We start from the raw sequence: 18367 nt of genomic DNA on the forward strand, positions 1-18367 counted from the left end.
CGCCCTGGCTCCGGACCCGCTCACCGTTTGGTATAACCGGTTATACTTGGGGCATGAAGACCGCAATCTCGGTGCCCGACGCCGACTTCGAGCGATTCGAGCGCGTTGCCCTGCGCTACGGCATGACGCGCTCTGAGTTCTACCAGCGCGCTGGGCGTCGCCTCGCCGACGAGCTCGAAGAGGGGACGAACGCGCTCACCGAGGCGGCGAACGCCGCACTCGAGCGTGCGGGTGCTTCGCCGGTCGAGGACGCGTTCGCAGTTGCTGCCGAGCGCGCGCTTCTGGAGAACACCGAGTGGTGATTCATCACGGTGACGTGCTCTGGGCAGACTTCGGCTCTCCCAGGGGTTCCGAGCCAGCCAAGCGGCGGCCCGCCATTGTGCTCCAAGACGACTGGCTCTTGCGGTCCGCATTCAACACGGTGATCGTGGTGCCACTCACCTCCAACACGGAGCTCGCTAGCTTCCCAGGGAACGTGCTGGTGACGAGCGCCGCCTCGGGGCTTGACCGCGACTCGGTGGCCCTCGTAGCTCAGATCACGTCGGTGGGGCGAAAACATCTGGACCCGTACCCGGCGGCCACGCTGCCTGCCTATCTGCTCGACCAGATCAAGAGCGGCGTGCGCCTAGCGATCGGCGCGGGCTAGCGCCAGCTAAGGCAGCTCGCGGGCCATATCCCACGAATAGCCGAGCAAGCGCACCTCACCTGCCGCAGCGTCGGGCGCGTGGTCAACTGGGGTCACGGAGCCGTCCGGGTTGTCCTGCACCACCCAGTCAAGATCCTCGCGCCTCACAAAGCCCAAGCGCTCGTAGAGGCGATGCGCCGCGTGCATGGATTCCATCGTGGACAGCACGATTCCTCTGGCACCGCTCTGCTTGGCAAGCTGCACTCCCGCGAGCGTCAGTTCCGCGCCAATGCCGCGGCCGCGCTCCATGGGAGACACGGCAAGCATGCGGAGCTCGTACTCCCCCTCCCCCGCGCGCTCGATGAAGGGGCTGCCAGGCGGCACAACGGTGAGCGTGCCAACGATCGAGCCTTCGCCGCGGTCGCCGTCAGCCATCGCCAGCAGGATCGCCTTCTCGGCACGCGCGTGAGCGTCGCGCAGCGCGGGAATGTAGGGGTGGGCGGCGTCCACGAGCGCGTCGGAGAGGTATGCGAGCGCGGTGAGAGCGCCGATCTCTTGCAGGCGCACCTGCTCGTCCGCCCCGATGACTCGAATGCTGCCCGTCATGCCGTCCCCTCGTCCGCTAACCCCAGCACGGTCAATGTACCCGCCGAGGGCGACACGACGCCACCGCCACCAAAGCTGACACGTGCCGCAAAACCCTGCACAGCGTCGGGCACCCGCAATATGCTCATCCCGAACAGGGAGGCACCATGGCTATCAAAGAAGAGGCCCCTGCAAACGGCGGCTTTCTGGACAAGATCGAGGCGCTCGGCAACAAGGTGCCGAACCCCACGATCATGTTCCTCTACCTGATTGGCTTCATCGCAATTCTCTCCGCAGCCCTTGCGTGGGCGAAGGTTTCGGTGACCGACGAGGTGGTCACCCAGGTGCCCAAGGCCGAGTGGCAGACCATTAACGAGGGACTCGGCGGAATGATCGTGCCGTGGGACCTCAGCACGGGCGAAGAGGCGATCCTGCCCGACTACATCGTGTCCGAGGTGGAGATCCCCGTGCGCTCTCTGCTGAGTTCCGAGGGCATCGAGATGTTCTTCTCGAGCTTCGTCGCGAACTTCGCGGGCTTTGGAGTGGTGGCCGTTGTGCTCATAGCGATGGCGGGCGTTGGCGTGGCAGAGCAGGCGGGCCTCATGGGCGCGCTCATCCGCAAGATCGTCAAGGTGGCCCCGGCCAAAATCCTCGCGTTCCTGCTCATCTTCGTTGGCGTGCTGTCCTCGGTGGCGAGTGACGCCGGATACCTGATCCTGATACCCCTGGCAGCCGCCGCGTTCCTGTCGGTAGGCAGACATCCGCTCGCTGGCATGGCCGGGGCCTTCGCGGGCGTGGGCGCGATCTTTGGCGTGAATCTACTCATCACCCCTGTGGACTCGATGATCACCGAGATCACCAACGAAGTGCTCCCGGCCGGCATGGCACCGCTCGATGTCACGGCGAACTTCTACTTCTCGATCGTCTCCTCGATCGTGCTCGCGGTGGTCGCCACGTGGGTCACGGTGAAGATCGTGGAGCCCCGCCTGGGGACGTATGTGCCGCCGGAGGGATCCGGACTCAACGCCGACGACGAGGTTGACGAGGCCGCGGAGGCGCGCGGCCTCAAGTGGGCAGGCTGGGCCCTGCTTGGTGTGGTGGTGCTCATCAGCGCACTGTCGCTTCCGCCCAACGCTCCCTTGCGCGATAACGCCACGGGAGAGCTCATCGGCGCCACTCCCTTCATGGCGAGCCTCATCTTCATCATCTCGCTCGCGTTCCTCGCGTGCGGGATCGCGTACGGCTACGGTGCCAAGACACTGCGCGGCGGCGATGCCACCGTGGGCGCCGTGGCGAAGACCATTGGCAGCCTCGGCGGTCTGCTCGTGATGTTCATCATGATTGCGCAGTTCATAGCGCTCTTCTCATGGTCAAACCTGCCAACGGTTGCGGCCGTGGAGGTGGCGCACATCCTTGAGAACGCGAACGTGCCCGCCCTGGTGCTGCTGGTGTTGTTCATCCTGGTCATCGTGGTGCTCGACATCATCCTGCCGGGCGTGGTGCCCAAGTGGGCCATCTTCGCGCCCATCTTTGTGCCGATCTTCGCCCAGCTCGACGTGGCCCCGCAGACTCTGCTCGCGGCCTACCGCGTTGGCGATTCCCCCATGAACGTGCTGACCCCACTCATGGTCTATCTGCCGTTCATCGTGACGATCGCGCAGCGCTACAAGAAGGACGCGGGAATTGGCACGGTCATCGCGCTGATGATCCCGTACACGATGTGGATCCTGGCCGCCTGGACGGCGCTGTACGTGGCGTGGTTCGCGCTCGGCATCCCGTGGGGCCCGGGCGCTCCCGTAGGGACCAGTTAGGCCCTCGTTGGCTTGGGCCCGCCCGACGCTGGCTACAGCACGCGTCGACGGTGGCCTTGGATAGCGGCTACCAGAATCGCGTCGATCGCGAAGGCAGAGGATTTCGCGAGCCGGATCTGGTCGGGGGCAAGGAGCCACTGGATCTGCAGCCCATCCATGACCGCGATGATCGCCGCGGTGGCGTAGTCGAGGTCCTCCGCTAGAGGCGGATCCGAGGGGTCGCAGATCTCCGTGAGAGCCTCTTTGACCTCGCTCCGGAGCGTCTCGTAGCGCTTCTGGAAGAACTCCTTAGCGGGGTGCTCATCGGTCACGGATTCGGCGGAAAGCACCGCGAATGCCTGGATGATTCCGGGCCGCTTTTCGTTGAGCCCCGCAGTGGTCACGAGGTGGCGGAAGAGATCCAAACCCCCTGGTATGTGGTGCCCTTCAAGGTGTTCGACGTCCGTCTCGTCGCGGTACAGCAGCACCTCAAGAAGTAGCGCGTCTTTGGACCCAAAGTGGTGCAGCACTCCCGCATGGGTCATGCCCACTTGCTCGGCGATATCGGCGAGCGATCCCTTGGTGTAGCCCTTCGATCCAAACACCTCTGTGGCGGCGCGCAGGATCTCCCTGCGCTTGCGCGCAGTCTCCTCGCGAGGCTTCACTGCCCGCGTAACGTTTCGCCCTGCCATGGGCCAACAGTAGCGTGACAAAACCGTTATCTACGTCAACTTGCGAAACTTACTGACTAGTAAGTAACGTCCGTCTCATCCGATCCCAACGATGTGAGGAGACGGCGTGACGCAGACGTCCGCGACCATCCCCGGCCCCCAGGAAACTGGCGCCGAGGAGTCCACGGCGACCACGCCGTCGGGCAGCCTGGACGAGTTCCGCGCCCTCGCCGCCTCCCTACCGCTCACCGAGCGCGTGCAACTGCTCACCGGCCAGACCGCATGGCGGCTCTATGCCAACGAGGCGATAGGCCTGCAGTCGATCGCCGTGTCCGACGGCCCGGTTGGGGTTCGCGGGACCGGCGAGATCGCGGGGGCCAGCTCGGCACTCATGCCCTCCCCGAGCGCGCTCGCCGCCACCTGGGACCTGGCCGCGGCGCACCGCGCGGGTGAGCTGTTCGCGAGCGAGGCGAGGCGTCTCGGCGTGGATGTGGTGCTCGCCCCCCAGGTCAACATCCAGCGCACTCCCGTTGGCGGCCGGCACTTTGAGTGCTACTCAGAAGACCCGCTGCTGACCTCGGCGATCGCCGGGGCCGTGGTGGCCTCGATGCAGGCGCATGGCGTGGCCGCGTGCCTCAAGCACTTCATTGCGAACGACTCGGAGACGGCCCGCACCGTTTACGTGAGCGAGGTCGACGAGCAGACGCTGCGCGAGGTTTACCTCGCTCCCTTCGAACACCTGGTCAAAGACGTTGGCGTGTGGTCGATCATGGCCGCGTACAACGGCGTGGACGCCGCGGGCAAGGCGAGTCCCATGACGGACCACCACCACCTGCTCACCGAACTTCTCAAGGACGAGTTGGGCTTTGACGGCGTGGTGGTGAGCGACTGGATGGCCACGCGCAGCACGGTCGCCTCGGCGAACGGTGGGCTGGACCTCATCATGCCCGGGCCCGGCGGGCCGTGGGAGGAGCGCCTCCTGGACGCGGTGCGCGGCGGCGCCGTGAGCGAGGACACCATCAACGACAAGGTGGCACGCATCCTGCTGCTCGCCCACCGCGTGGGCCGGCTCGCCCCAGCAGCGCCCATCCCTGCAGAGCCTCGGGAAGACGACGAGCGCTTCATTCGCACTCTCGCCGCGCAATCGATGGTGGTGCTTCGCGGTGAGGGCACGTTGCCGCTCGTCTCCACCCCGCAGAGCATCGCGCTCATCGGCCCCAACGCCGTGTCCGCGTACGTGCTCGGCGGCGGCTCGTCCACCGTGAACCCCCATCACATCGTTGACCCCCTCGAGGGGCTGCGCACCGCCTATCCGAACTCGGACATCACGCTCCTTCGTGGTGGTTCGGCGCGAGTGCACACCCCGCCGGCGGCGCCGGGCGTATTGGTTTCCGCGACCGGCGCCGCCTCCGTGGGGCCAACGGTCACCATTAAGGCCGCGGACGGCAACGTCCTGAGCGAACACGTCGCCTCGTCGTGGAATGGCTGGTTCAACGAACTGCCCGACGCCGCGGCGAGCGTCACCCTGAGCGGCGCCTTCCGGCTCACGCAAGCGGGCACCCACCGCCTGGACCTCGGGTCTGTCGGTACGTACAGGTTCTCTCTTGACGGCGAGACGATCGCGAGCAGCGATGAGTTCGCGGATGAAAACGTCATTCTGAACTCGAGCGCGAACTCGCCAGCGGGCGTCGGCGCCACCATCACCATCCAGGAGCCCCGAGACGTCCCGTTCAGCGTGGAGCTCACGGTCATCGACGCGGGCGGGTACGGCCGCTTTGTGCGCGCCGACCTGCGCCACTTGCCTCCCGGCGAGGACACGGACGCGGAGATCGCCGCGGCGGTCGCGGCCGCCGCGAGCGCAGATCTCGCCGTGGTGATCGTGGGCACCAACGCGGAAGTGGAGTCCGAGGGCTGGGATCGACGCTCGCTCGCCCTCCCTGGCCGCCAAGACGAACTCGTGGAGCGAGTCCTGGACGTGGCCCCCCACGCGGTGATCGTCATCAACGCCGGAGCGCCCGTACTGCTGCCCTGGCTGAACCGCGCCAAGACCGTGCTGTGGGCCTGGTTCCCCGGCCAGGAGTGCGGCCACTCGCTCGCGGACGTGCTCAGGGGCGTCACCGAACCCGCCGGGCGCCTCCCCTGGACCCTTCCGGCTCGCGAGGACGACGTCCCTGTGCCGCATGCCCTCCCCGATGACGCGATGCGCGTCATCTATTCCGAGGGCGTCCACGTGGGCTATCGCGGCTGGGAGCGCTCGGGCGCCACGCCGGCCGCGCCGTTTGGCTTTGGCCTCGGATGGACCACGTGGCGCTACGACGAGGCGGTGCTCACGGCACTGCCCGACGGCGCGCTTGAGATCGCGGTGACGGTCACCAATGTGGGCGAAATGCCTGGTAGCGAGGTAGTGCAGGCCTATGTGACCTCGACTGCTCAACTGCCTGAAGGCGTCGACCGCCCCGTGCGTTGGCTCGCGGGCTTCGACCGCGTGACTGCGGCCCCTGGCCGCAGCACCACGGCGACCATTCGCGTACCCAGCCGCGCGCTCGAGGTGTGGCACAAGGCCAATTGGCACCGGCCGTCGGGCCTCTACGAATTTGAGGTGGGGCGAAGCATTCGCGATCCGCGAATCACCCTCACCTACGAGCTTCCTGAACGGGAAGAGACCGGCTCAGCGGGGGAGGTGAGCATCCCCTCCTGAGACACACGGCGCCGGGTAACTGGAAGCCGCGGCGCCATCCACTCGCATCACCCGAACCACATCTAGTTACAGAGAGGTATCTGATGTCTCGACGAATCATCCCGGCCATCGCGCTCGGCCTTGCGGCCGCGCTCACGATCGCTGGTTGCTCCAACAGCGGCGACGACCCAACGACGTCCGCCGCTCCCGGGGGCGGCGACGACACCGTCGTCCAGGGCACCGTGCCCTTGACGGTCGCCATGCCCAACGGTCAGCTGACCAATAACTCCAACCCCTTCTCCCCCGACTCGGCGGGAAACAAGACGGGCTACACGTGGGCCATCTACGAGCCGCTCGTGCAGACCAACACCTACGCGGACACGGACCCCGTGCCGTGGCTCGCGTCTGCGTTCTCGTGGAGTGACGACTACACCGCGGTGACCTTCACTGCTCGCGACGGTGTGAAGTGGTCCGACGGTGAGGACTTCACCGCGGACGACATCGCTTACACGTTCAACTTCGTGAAGGCCAACCAGGCCGCGAACCCCAACGCGTACGACATCACGGACGTGACGGTGAGCGGAAGCGACGTGACCGTGACGTTCGGTGCGGCCATGTTCACCAAGGAATACCGCGTGCTGCAGCAGATCATCTTGCCCGAGCACATCTGGTCCGCGATGGCCGATCCGCTGACGGACCTCAACCAGAACCCCGTTGGCACCGGCCCGTACGTCATGACGACGTGGACCAACCAGGCCATCACGATGGACGCCAACCCCACCTATTGGGGCGGCACTCCTGCGGCACCGCAGGTGCAGTACTCCTCGTACACCGACAACTCGGCGCTCATCAACGCCCTCCTTGCCGGTGACGTGCAGTGGACCTGGACGTTCATCCCTGACTGGGAGAACGTGTGGGTGGGTCAGGACCCCGACCACAACCACTTCTTCACGCCCGCCGCAATCTCCGGCGACGTGCTGTACCTCAACAACGAGACCAAGCCGTTCAACGACCCCGTCTTCCGCAAGGCGCTGAACATGGTCATCGACCGTCAGGCGATCTTCGACAAGGCATCGTCGAAGGCGTTCCCGCTGGTCACGAACGTCACGGGAATCATCGAGCCTGCAGGCTCGGCGTACATCGCTGACGAGTTCCAGGGCCAGAACGTGGCCGTGGACATCGACGGCGCCAAGAAGCTCCTGACGGACGCGGGCTACACGTACAAGGGTGACGAGCTCTACGACCCCTCTGGCGAGCGCGTGTCATTCAAGCTGTCCGACCCCTCTGGCTGGACCGACTACATCGACTCGCTCACGCTCATCGCGTCCGACGCTCAGAAGCTGGGCGCCGACGCAACCGTGGACGGCCAGGAGCAGGACGCCTGGTTCGACAACATCGCCAAGGGCAACTTCCAGGCGAGCCTGCACTGGACCGACGGTGGCAACACTCCGTGGGACCTCTACCGTTCGATCCTGGACGGCAACCAGTACATCAAGCTGGGCGAGAACGCCAACTGGAACTTCGGTCGCTACAACAACCAGACCACGACCGACGCTCTGGCGACGTTTGCCACCTCGTCTGACCCCGACGAGCGCTCCGCCGCCATCGCCACGGTTGAGCAGGCATACGTCAACGACATGCCGGCCATCGTGGTGCGTGGACGTCCGGACTCCGCGGAGTACTCGACGCTCTACTACACGGGCTTCCCGAGCGAGGACGACCTCTACAGCGGTCCTCAGCCCACCGGCCCGCAGGCGTCGCAGATTCTCATGAAGCTGCGCGTCAACGACAAGTAGTACCGAGCACCGCTCGCGTGTGCGGCGGGAGGGCTGCCTCCCGCCGCACACCGACGGCCCGTCCCCCTCATCTGCCCTTTGTCCCTCACCCCCAAGGACGCACGATGTCTTCCACGAACGATGCTGTTCCCGCGCTTGAGGCGCGCGCACTCACCAAACACTTCCGCCTTCGCGGCCGCAGCCGCGGCAAGGCCGTTCACGCGGTCGATGGCGTAGACCTGCGGCTTGATCGCGGCGCCGTGGTGGCGCTCGTTGGCGAGTCCGGCTCTGGAAAGTCCACGATCGCCAAACTGCTGTCACTGCTGATTCCCCGCACATCCGGCGAGCTGCTACTTGACGGCGACGACGTCCATGGCCGCGGGCGCCGCGCCTTCAAGCGCCACGCGAGCCGCGTGCAGCTGATCTTCCAAGACCCCTTCGCGTCCCTCAATCCCGTGCACCCTGTGCGCTACACGCTCACGCGATCGTTGCGCATTCACCACGGCTCACTCAGAGGCGAGGCGCTCGAGGCCGCGCTCCTGGAACTGCTGACGCGCGTGCAACTCACTCCCCCGGCGCGGTACATCGACAAGTACCCGCACGAGCTCTCCGGAGGCCAGCGCCAACGGGTCGCTATCGCCCGCTCGCTTGCCGCAGATCCCGAGGTGCTGCTCGCCGACGAGCCCATCTCGATGCTCGACGTCTCCATCCGCCTCGGCATCCTCAACCTGCTCAAGTCGCTTCGCGATGACGCCAACATCGCGATCCTCTACATCACCCATGACATCGCCTCTGCCAGGTACTTTGCCGATCGCATCATGGTGATGTACGCGGGCCAGATCGTGGAGTCAGGCCCCAGCGAGGGCGTCACCCAAGAGCCCGCCCACCCCTACACCCGGCTCTTGCTCGAGTCCGCTCCCGACCCCGATGCTCCCCCACGAACCACACGGGCCGACGCTGGGGAGGCTCCCAGCCTTGTCTCGCCAGCGTCGGGCTGCCGCTTTGCAGCGAGGTGCCCGTTTGCGAACGAGCTGTGCCGCTCGGAAACCCCCGACCTCTTTGAGGTGGGCGAGGATCGCGCGGCCCGCTGCTGGGGCTACAGCGAGCGCCCCGATCGGCCAAGCGTCCCCCTAGCCCAGGAAGTCGCATCATGAGGTTCTTTGTTCGCCGCGGCATCTTCTACGTGGTGACCCTGTGGGCCGCGATCACCATCAACTTCTTCTTGCCGCGCATGATGCCAGGCGACCCCATCAGCGCGCTCATCGCGAGCAAGCAGGGGCAGATCACGCCGGAACAGGCGGAGTCGATCCGCGTGCTCTTTGGCCTCGATAGCGAACAGAGCCTGTGGCAGCAGTACACGTCCTACCTTGGCCAGATCTTGCGCGGCGACCTTGGCATCGCGTTCTCGCAGTTCCCCACGCCCGTGTCGATGATCATCAAGGACACGCTGCCGTGGACCTTGGGACTCGTTGGTCTGTCGACGATTATCGCGGTGGTCATTGGCACCTCGATCGGCACCTACATCGGCTGGCGGAGGGGCACCAAAGCGGACATCGTCCTGCCCATCACCACCTTCTTCTCTTCCGTTCCCTACTTCTGGTTTGGACTGGTGGCGATCCTCGTCTTCTCCGTGACGTGGAAGATCTTCCCATCATCGAAGGGTTACCAGCCGGGACTCGTTCCCGGATGGAACTGGGAGTTCATCAGTTCGGTGCTGTGGCACGGGGCGCTGCCCGCGATCACGATCGTGCTGTCGTCAATAGCCGGCTGGATCCTCGGCATGCGCAACATGATGGTCACGGTAAGTTCCGAGGACTACGTCACCGTTGCGCAGGCCAAGGGACTGTCAGAGGGACGCGTGATGGTCGCCTACGCGGCACGCAACGCGGTGCTTCCGCAAATCTCGAGCTTCGCGCTAGCGCTGGGCTTCGTCGTTGGCGGCACGCTCATCATGGAGATGGTGTTCTCCTACCCCGGCATCGGCTACGCGCTCTTCCAGGCGGTTCAAGCGAAGGACTACCCACTCATGCAGGGGTGCTTCCTTGTCATCACGCTGTCGATCCTCATCTTCAACCTCATCGCGGACGTGGTCTATGCCTTCCTCGATCCCCGCACCCGGCAGGAGGGCTAAGCCATGACCGCTCAACCGGCACAACTGACTCCCCAAGAGATGGAGCAGCCCAACCAGACCCCTGGCGTGCTGCGCGGGAAGGGGCGCCGCGGCAACACCGAACGGGGCACCCAGCTGCTGTTCCTGCGCAACGCCAAGGTGATCACGGGCCTTCTCATCCTGGGCTTCTTCACCGTGATCGCGATCATCGGTCCGTGGGTGGCTCCGTATGACCCCGACGCTCTTGGCGACGACATCGTGGCGCCGCCTTCGGCGCAGCACTGGTTCGGCACCGCGAGCCTTGGGCAGGACATCTTCAGCCAGGTGCTCGTGGGCACCCGCTCCGTGATGTTCGTGGGCTTCCTCGCGGGCATCCTCGCCACCATCATCGCGATCGTCGTTGGCGTTACCGCCGGCTACCTTGGAGGCGCGGCGGACGAGGGTCTCTCGCTGCTGTCCAACGTGTTCCTTGTGCTTCCCGCGCTGCCGCTCATCATCATCATCGCAGGCCCGCTCGACGGCGCGCCCAACCTGGTAGTTGCGGTGGTGATCGCGGTGACTGCGTGGGCGTGGGGCGCTCGCGTCTTGAGAGCCCAAACACTCTCCCACCGCCGCCGCGACTACGTCGAAGCGGCGCGTGCCAATGGCGAGTCAACGCCCCGCATCGTACTCGCGGAGATTCTGCCCAACCTCAGCGCGATCATCGCGTCGAGCTTCGTGGGCACCGTGACCTTCGCGATCCTCACGCAAGTGACGCTCGCGTTCATCGGCGTCACCGGCCTAGACCAGTGGAGCTGGGGAACGGTGCTGTTCAACGCACAGTCCAACCAAGCGCTACTGCGCGGCGCGTGGTGGTGGTTTGTGCCCGCAGGGCTGTGCATCGCGGCGGTTGGCGTGGCGCTAGCACTCGTGAACTTCGGCATCGACGAGTTCGTCAACCCGCGGCTGCGGTCCACCGGCAAGTACGCACGCGCCCTCAAGAAGCGTGGCGTGCGCGCCCGCGTGGGATTCACCCCTGTGGACCGTCATAGCGAGCCCCAAGCAAAGGAGGCGCCATGACTGCGGTGACCACAGCGTCGGGCATGCCCGGCGCCCTGGCGGCGAGCCAAGTTGCTGATCCCATCCTGGAAATCCGTGACCTCACGGTCGAGTACGGCTTTGGCGAGAACCCCGTGCGCGTGCTGGACCACGTCAACCTCACGCTTGGCCGCGGTGAACTGCTTGGGCTCGCGGGCGAATCCGGCTGTGGCAAGTCGACGCTCGCTTACGGCGCCACGAGGCTGTTGCCTCCCCCTGGCGTGATCCGCTCGGGCGAGGTGATCTTCCGTGGCCGCGATCGTGACGCCTACGACATTCTCGAGCTCAGGGACAAGGATCTGCGGGCCGCGCGGTGGCGCGACTTCGCGATCGTGTTCCAGGGTGCGATGAACTCGCTCAACCCCGTGCACCGGCTCGGCGACCAGATCATGGACGCGGTGAAGGCGCACCAGCCCAAGGTCAAGCGGGCGGAGGCGCGCGATCGCGCCGCCTACCTGCTGGACATGGTGGGCATCAGCACCGACCGCATGAAGGCCTACCCGCACCAGCTGAGCGGCGGCATGCGGCAGCGCGCGATGATCGCCACGGCGCTCGCGCTTGAGCCCGAGCTGCTCATCATGGACGAGCCCACCACCGCGCTCGACGTGGTGATGCAGCGGCAGATCCTCGAAGAGATCGCGGACCTGCGGCAGCGGCTCGGGTTCTCGGTCATCTTCATCACGCACGACGTCTCGCTGCTCGTGGAGGTCGCGGACCGCATCGCGATCATGTACGCGGGCGAGATCGTGGAGCAGGCGGGCGCGCAAGACGCGTACCGCCGGCCGCGGCACCCGTACACGAAGGGGCTGCTCTCGTCGTTCCCACCGTTGCGCGGTGCCCGGCGGGAGTTGGGCGGCATCCCGGGGTCTCCCCCTGACCTCGCGGCGTTGCCGGCTGGCTGCCCGTTCGCGGCGCGGTGCCCACACGCGTTCGATCGCTGCCGCGTTGAGGACCCCGTTCTAGGCCCGACGGCGTTCGCGGCTACCGAGCCAACTCGCCTGGTCGCGTGTCACCTCCACACGGATCCCGGCGTAGAGGTCCCGGCAGAGCTCGCTCTGCGCTAGCCCTAGGGACAAGGGCCCGCGGCGGAGGGTGAGCCGCCGCGGGCCCGCCCTGCGCACCAGGGCCTGCCCTGCGCCCCCGGCCCGCCCTCCCATAGGGCCCTCATGTTCGGTTTCGCGCCTTCACCGCACGCAATAGGGCCGTCAGGTCTCCCAACGTGCCCTACAGCGCTCCCGGCCCGCCCTCGAGCAACGTCACGAACTGCTCCTCTGTGAGCATGGGCACGCCCAACTGTTCGGCCTTCGTGGCCTTCGATCCGGCGTTGGCTCCCACCACCACGTAGTCGGTGTTCTTGGACACGCTCGATGCGGCCTTTCCTCCACGGCTCACGATCGCCTCCGTGACGGAGTCCCTAGTGAATCCCTCAAGCGAGCCCGTGGCGACCACGGTGAGCCCCGCGAGGGTCTGCTCCGTGGACTCGTCGCGCTCGTCCTCCATGCGCACGCCTGCTGCGGCCCACGCGTCGACGATGGCCGCGTGCCACGGCACCTTGAACCACTCCACCACGGACTCCGCGATGACGGGGCCAACGCCATCAACCGCAGCGAGCTCCTCCACCGACGCCGCGCGTACCGCCTCCATGGATCCAAACGCCGTCGCGAGCGCCCGCGAGGCGCTGGGTCCCACATGGCGAATGCTGAGCGACACGATGACCCGCCACAGCGGCTGAGCCTTCGCCACCTCGAGGTTCGTCAGCAGCTTGGCACCGTTGGCCGCGAGCGCGCCGTCTTTGGTGACGAACAGTGGCACCTCGAGCAGCTGTTGCTCGGTGAGCGAGAACAGGCCCGCCTCGTTGGGCAGCACGCCGGATTCCACGACAGTCGCGGCTGCCTTCTCCCCCAACACCTCCACGTCGAGCGCGCCGCGGGAGCCGATGAACGCGATGCGATCAACGATCTGCGCGGGGCAGAACTCGCTGTTAGGGCAGCGAAGATCTTTGTCCCCCGCCTTCTGCTCGGCGAGTTCGGTGCCGCACGCGGGGCACACGGTAGGCATGACCCATTCGCGTTCCTTGCCCGTGCGTGCCGCCACCACCGGCCCAACGATCTCCGGAATCACGTCCCCTGCCTTGCGCAGCACGATGGTGTCGCCAATGAGCACGCCCTTGCGCTTGACCTCGTGCGCATTGTGGAGGGTCGCGAACGTGACAGTTGAGCCGGCAACGGTGACCGGCGTCATCACGCCGTACGGCGTAACACGGCCCGTGCGACCCACGTCCACGCGAATGTCCTCGAGCGTGGTGTGCACCTCCTCAGGAGGGAACTTGTAGGCGATGGCCCAACGCGGCGCGCGGCTCGTGGACCCGAGTTGCGATTGCACGGATCGGTCATTGACCTTGAGCACGGCGCCATCGATCTCGTGCACCAGCGAGTGCCGCTTGTCCTCGAGTTCTGCTAGGTACTTTTCCGCCTGCCCGACGCTGTTGACGACCTTGGCGAGGTCCGTCACCGGGAGCCCCCAGTCGGCAAGCACCTGGTAGATGCCCGCTTGGGTAGCGAGCCGAGCGTCTGGTTCCGTGTCACCCCATTCGAGGGCGCCGAGCGCGTAGGTGGTCACCGCGAGTGGGCGACCTGCGGTGATGCTCGGATCCTTCTGGCGCAGCGACCCGGCCGCGGTGTTGCGCGGGTTCGCGTACGGGGCCTTGCCCTCTTCAAGCAGCGCCTCGTTGAGCGCCTCAAAGGCGGCAACGGGAAGGTAGACCTCTCCGCGCACCTCGACGAGTTGCGGCACGTGCGTCCCCGCGAGCGCGTGAGGCAGGCCCGCGATGGTCATGACGTTGGCGGTTACGTCCTCGCCCACAGTGCCGTCACCCCTAGTGACACCGCGTACCAGCGTCCCGTCCTCAAACGTCAGCGAGATCGACAGACCGTCGATCTTGGGCTCGCAGACGAAGTCCTGATCGCCCGCGTCCCGTGACACGCGCGCGAGCCATGACTCCACATCCGTTATCGAGAAGGCGTTGTCGAGACTCATCATCCGTTCGCGATGCTTGACCGACGCGAAGCCTGTAGCCACCGCCCCGCCCACGGTCTGCGTGGGGCTGTCGGGAGTCGCTAACTCGGGGAAATCGGCCTCAATCGAGCGCAGTTCACGTTCCAGCACGTCGTACTCGGCATCGGAGACCGTTGGCTGGTCTAGCTCGTAGTAGGCATGGCGGTGCGCCTCGATCTCTTGAATGAGTTCCTGGTGGCGCGCACGGGGATCTGTCACCTGCCTATTCCACCACGGCCGTCTGACACCACGCGTGGAGCAGGTACCGTATCCCAATGCGGAAAATGGGCCGGGCAGCGATTGGGGTGGCGTGCGCCGCCCTTGCCTTGAGCGCCTGCACGCCCGACGGCGAGCCCCAGCCCACCGCAACCGTCACCATTGAGTCGCAGACCACCGTGACGACCACGGCGACTCCAGAACCCTCCGTGGACCCCAATCTGGTGCCCAACCCGTTTGCGCGTCCCGCGTGGCTGGGAACCGAGGCGCTTCCCGTGCAGAAGAACGGGCTCGCTAAGCCCGGCACCACTCCGCCGGAGCTCACGAACCGGCAACTGGAGCCAGGGCCGAGCGCCCTCCCAGACCCCGATTCCGACGCGTGGTTCGTCACCATCTCTGAGGTCCCCGAGGACGTGCTCGCCCGGTCAAGCTGGCGCTCGGAGTGCCCAGTGAAGCCCAGCGAGCTCGCCTACGTGGTGATGCCATTCTGGGGATTCGACAACAAGCCCCACACCGGCGAAATGCTGATCAACGCCAAGTGGGCCGAGAAGGCCGCAACCGTCTTCGAGTACATGTACGAACACCGCTTCCCCATCGAAGAGATGCACGTGACCACCAATGAAGAGGTCAACGGCGAGCACTTTGGGGACCAGAACGTCACCATCAGCTTTGAGTGCCGCCGCACCACGGGCGGGTTCTCGACGTGGTCAGCGCACGCGAGCGGCCTCGCCATCGACATCAACCCGTTCCAGAATCCGTGGCAGCGCGACGGCGCCGTCTTCCCCGAGCTTGCGTCCTCCTACACCGACCGCACGTGGCTGCGCCCCGGCATGGTCGAGACCCAGCGTCAGATCATCAAGGAGTTCAAGAACATCGGCTGGTACTGGGGTGGCAACTGGGGGACGCTAGACGACTGGATGCACTTCTCCGCGAACAATCACTGACGCACCGAAGGGAAGCACCCCAGCGTCGGGCCTTAGTAGTTCACCGCGTAGCGCACGTTGACGAACCCGCTGGTAAAGCGGTGTTCGTCGACGAGCGTGAGCGACAACGGCATCCCCGCGGGATAGAAGGGTGTGCCGCCGCCCGTGGCAATGGGCACCACGTATGCCGAAATGCCGTCGACGAGCCCGGCCTCAAGGCACGCCCTCGCGATCTGCGTGCCCTCCACCGTGACGTGCTTCTCGCTCGCGTCCTTGAGGGCGCGAATCTCGTCGAGGTCAACGGCTGAACGGAGGTTCGTGTTGAGGGTTGGAGGCTCCGTGAGGGTGCGCGAATAGACGTACTTGGGGGTGGCGTTCCACAGATCGGAGAAGGTGTAGTCCACCTCGCGAAGCCCCGGCACGGATCGCAACGTGGCCCAACTGCGCATCGTGTCGTAGTAGCGCCTGCCGTAGAGGTACGCCCCCATGGCACGTTGGCGCTCCGTGATGTAGGCAAGCACGTCGTCATCGGGATCGGCCCAGTCAAAGGAGCCGTTGGGACTGTTGATGTACCCGTCCGCACTGACGAGCATCGAATAGATCAGCTTGCCCAAGTGGAGCCTCCTTCACCGCCCCCTGAGTTGCTTGCTCGACCGTATCAAATGACGCGATAGCGCAGGTAGAGCCACCCTCCGGCGAGCACCTCGTCCTCGAGCAGTTCAAGCCTTGCGCTCACACCGAGCGGCCACCACGGGGTTCCGCCGCCAACGCTCACGGGTGCTACGTAGCGCGCCACCTGTTCCACTTCACCCTCTCGTAGCGCGACGCTAGCGAGGCCCGGCCCGGCAATGCTGACAAGGCCGCCCGACGCTGCCTTCAGTTCTCGCAACGCCTCGCCTGTGAGGGGCTCACCCTGCTGCCGGCTGAAGACATGGGTGGGTAGGGCACGCCAGGCGTCGGCGTAGGCATACATGGCCTCGGCGAGGTCGCCGTAGTCGCCGCCGTCACCCGGCCGAATGTCTTGCCACACCTTCATCGTGTCCCACATGCGAGGGCCGTAGATCTGCGCCGAGAGTCCGCGCGTGAAGGCATTGACGTGTTCGTGGACCGCCATGGGCGGCTCGCCCCAGTCGAAGTTTCCGGCCGCGTCGGCCGTGAAGCCGTCCGCCGAGGTCACCATGAGGTAGATGAGATCACCCACGGCTCAACGACTCTTACCCGTAGCGGATAACGCCGATATTCCGCGCCCACAGAATCGCGGTGCGAATGAGCGACATGTCGCTGCCGCGCGGGCCTACAAGGCTGATGCCAACAGGACCACCCGGCACGCGCATGACCGGGATGGAAAGGGCAGGCCGCCCCGTGAGCCCCGCGATCGTGGTGAGGCCCAGCGTTGCCTGACGTGCGGCCTCGAGCTCGTCCTCCGTGGCCGTAAGCGGCGGAGCGGCCGACGCTGCGGCCGGAATGAGCAGCAAAGAGTCGCCGAGGATCGCGTCGAGTTCGGAGGCGAGGCGCTCGCGCTGGGCGAGCGCCTCCTGCTCGCGTCCGGGCGTGACGCCGGATGCGGCGAAGAACCGCGACGCCACGTCTTTCCCGAGCGCGCCCGGATTTGCGGCCACCCACGAGCCGTGAGCACGCCACGCCTCTGCCTGCTGGGTGACGCGGAACGCCTCGAAGAGATCGGCGAACGCGGGCAAGGGGACGCGATCCGCGTTGGGAGCACATGCTGCCGTGGCCTCGCGGAACGCGGCCTGGACGTCGGCGTATGGGGTGACAACGCCGTCGGGCACGATGACGCGCTGACCAGGGCGCTGGAAGGGGGCGCCGGCAAGCCCTACGGAGGCGGCAGCGAGCAAGGTCTCGCCATCGCGCGTGAGGTAGCCCACGGTGTCATACGACGGCGCGAGCGGCGCAACGCCCTGCATGGGAATGGCGCCATGGGTGGGGCGCAGTCCCCAAAGTCCCTGGTAGGAAGCCGGAACACGAATGGAACCCGCGGTGTCGGTACCCAGCCCAATGCTCGCCTGGCCAAGGGCGACCGCCGTGGCGGGTCCGCTCGAGGACCCCCCGGGGATGGCGCCAGGAACCGCCGCGTTTGGCGGGGTGCCGTAGTCCGGGTTGAGGCCCGCAATGGAGTACGCGAACTGGTCCGTCTGCGCGATGCCAACCACGTCAGCGCCCGCATCGACGAGCGCGCGCACCGCGGGGGCGGTCTCGAACTCGAGCTTCGCGGAGACGACGAACGCGCGCACGCCAACCCCTCGACGCACGCCAGCAACCGAGAACAGGTCCTTGACCGCGACCGTCTCGCCCTTAAGTGGTCCCTCGTGAGCACCCGTGATGAGCGGCGACCCCACAAGACGCCACACGCGCGAATCGATCGCCGGTCCGGGCGTGGAGACGTGCGCGGTGGCGATGCGCCAGCGGCCGTCATCGCCTTGGCGCCACAACTGGCTCACGGTGGCGCGCCCGCCGTTCGCAGAGACGTGCGTGCTCACCACGTGCGAGACGCCCGGCCCAGCCCTGTGAACGTGCAGTTCAAGCGCCGAACTTGCCCCGGCCTCACCCAGCGTGGCGAGCTGAGCGGCAATAGCGTCGGGCCCCTCGACGAGGCCAGCGTTGTCCACGCGCACCGTGTGCGGGCCGCGCTCAAGGAAACCCGCGAGCGCCTTCGTGTCACCGGAGACGCGGGCCGATTCGTGCGCAAGCACCGCCTCAACAAGGCCCGCGGGAGGGGATGAGCCGTCGTCGGTTGTGACGCGTGGCTGTGTCATCGCCGCCCTCTCGGTGCCCCCGTATTCTTGGCACCGACACTACTGCTGTCGCGGCCCCAAGTGGTGGCGACACGTGAATGCGAAATGCGA

Annotated in this window: 16 protein-coding genes; 10 read left to right on the top strand and 6 right to left on the bottom strand. The window is 66.3% G+C overall.

Going from position 1 to position 18367, the window contains the following annotated elements:
- Positions 1-53: 53 nt before the first annotated feature.
- The gene (locus tag QM618_RS07300; RefSeq protein ID WP_428096172.1) at positions 54-302 is read left to right on the top strand and encodes a CopG family transcriptional regulator; all 249 of its coding nucleotides are present in this window, start codon (positions 54-56) and stop codon (positions 300-302) included.
- 14 nt (positions 303-316) lie between these two features.
- Positions 317-646 (top strand): type II toxin-antitoxin system PemK/MazF family toxin, encoded by a 330-nt coding sequence (locus QM618_RS07305; protein WP_428096174.1) that lies wholly within the window; start codon positions 317-319, stop codon positions 644-646.
- 6 nt (positions 647-652) lie between these two features.
- Here QM618_RS07305 and QM618_RS07310 read toward each other — a convergent pair whose 3' ends face one another.
- On the bottom strand, positions 653-1231 hold the full coding sequence (locus QM618_RS07310) for a GNAT family N-acetyltransferase (protein WP_428096176.1): 579 nt from the start codon (positions 1229-1231) through the stop codon (positions 653-655).
- A gap of 146 nt (positions 1232-1377) precedes the next feature.
- On the opposite strand from QM618_RS07310, the gene QM618_RS07315 reads away from it, so the two are divergent.
- Positions 1378-3021, top strand: a complete 1644-nt coding sequence (locus tag QM618_RS07315; RefSeq protein WP_428096178.1) for an AbgT family transporter — start codon at positions 1378-1380, stop codon at positions 3019-3021.
- Positions 3022-3053: 32 nt separating this feature from the next.
- Here the strand turns inward: QM618_RS07315 and QM618_RS07320 are convergent, their stop codons facing one another.
- The gene (locus QM618_RS07320) at positions 3054-3692 is read right to left on the bottom strand and encodes a TetR/AcrR family transcriptional regulator (protein WP_428096181.1); all 639 of its coding nucleotides are present in this window, start codon (positions 3690-3692) and stop codon (positions 3054-3056) included.
- A gap of 106 nt (positions 3693-3798) precedes the next feature.
- Between QM618_RS07320 and QM618_RS07325 the strand changes: the two genes are divergently transcribed.
- The 6 genes from QM618_RS07325 (at position 3799) to QM618_RS07350 (ending at position 12374) form a co-directional block, all read left to right on the top strand.
- Positions 3799-6369, top strand: a complete 2571-nt coding sequence (locus QM618_RS07325; protein WP_428096183.1) for a beta-glucosidase family protein — start codon at positions 3799-3801, stop codon at positions 6367-6369.
- A gap of 83 nt (positions 6370-6452) precedes the next feature.
- Positions 6453-8144, top strand: a complete 1692-nt coding sequence (locus QM618_RS07330) for an ABC transporter substrate-binding protein (protein WP_428096186.1) — start codon at positions 6453-6455, stop codon at positions 8142-8144.
- A 104-nt stretch (positions 8145-8248) separates the two neighbouring features.
- The gene (locus QM618_RS07335; protein ID WP_428096188.1) at positions 8249-9277 is read left to right on the top strand and encodes an ABC transporter ATP-binding protein; all 1029 of its coding nucleotides are present in this window, start codon (positions 8249-8251) and stop codon (positions 9275-9277) included.
- The gene (locus tag QM618_RS07340; protein ID WP_428096190.1) at positions 9274-10254 is read left to right on the top strand and encodes an ABC transporter permease; all 981 of its coding nucleotides are present in this window, start codon (positions 9274-9276) and stop codon (positions 10252-10254) included. Before QM618_RS07335 ends, QM618_RS07340 begins: the two co-directional genes overlap by 4 nt.
- Before the next feature lie 3 nt (positions 10255-10257).
- Positions 10258-11292, top strand: a complete 1035-nt coding sequence (locus QM618_RS07345; RefSeq protein ID WP_428096192.1) for an ABC transporter permease — start codon at positions 10258-10260, stop codon at positions 11290-11292.
- A complete protein-coding gene (locus QM618_RS07350) occupies positions 11289-12374 on the top strand; it encodes an ABC transporter ATP-binding protein (RefSeq protein ID WP_428096194.1) in 1086 nt (361 codons plus the stop codon). The genes QM618_RS07345 and QM618_RS07350 overlap by 4 nt, the downstream gene beginning before the upstream one ends.
- Positions 12375-12534: 160 nt before the next feature.
- Here the strand turns inward: QM618_RS07350 and ligA are convergent, their stop codons facing one another.
- Positions 12535-14583 (bottom strand): NAD-dependent DNA ligase LigA, encoded by a 2049-nt coding sequence (ligA, locus tag QM618_RS07355; protein ID WP_428096196.1) that lies wholly within the window; start codon positions 14581-14583, stop codon positions 12535-12537.
- A 56-nt stretch (positions 14584-14639) separates the two neighbouring features.
- On the opposite strand from ligA, the gene QM618_RS07360 reads away from it, so the two are divergent.
- On the top strand, positions 14640-15524 hold the full coding sequence (locus QM618_RS07360) for a M15 family metallopeptidase (RefSeq protein ID WP_428096199.1): 885 nt from the start codon (positions 14640-14642) through the stop codon (positions 15522-15524).
- A gap of 32 nt (positions 15525-15556) precedes the next feature.
- Here QM618_RS07360 and QM618_RS07365 read toward each other — a convergent pair whose 3' ends face one another.
- Genes QM618_RS07365 through QM618_RS07375 form a run of 3 tightly spaced genes read right to left on the bottom strand, consistent with a single transcriptional unit; the run spans position 15557 to position 18277 of the window.
- Positions 15557-16117, bottom strand: coding sequence for a dihydrofolate reductase family protein (locus QM618_RS07365; protein WP_428096201.1), 561 nt, complete (start codon positions 16115-16117; stop codon positions 15557-15559).
- Between the two features lie 44 nt (positions 16118-16161).
- The gene (locus tag QM618_RS07370) at positions 16162-16704 is read right to left on the bottom strand and encodes a dihydrofolate reductase family protein (RefSeq protein WP_428096202.1); all 543 of its coding nucleotides are present in this window, start codon (positions 16702-16704) and stop codon (positions 16162-16164) included.
- Positions 16705-16717: 13 nt separating this feature from the next.
- Positions 16718-18277, bottom strand: coding sequence for an amidase family protein (locus tag QM618_RS07375; RefSeq protein WP_428096205.1), 1560 nt, complete (start codon positions 18275-18277; stop codon positions 16718-16720).
- Positions 18278-18367: the final 90 nt, after the last annotated feature.

The organism is Demequina sp., from assembly GCF_049841215.1.
Classification (GTDB): domain Bacteria; phylum Actinomycetota; class Actinomycetes; order Actinomycetales; family Demequinaceae; genus Demequina.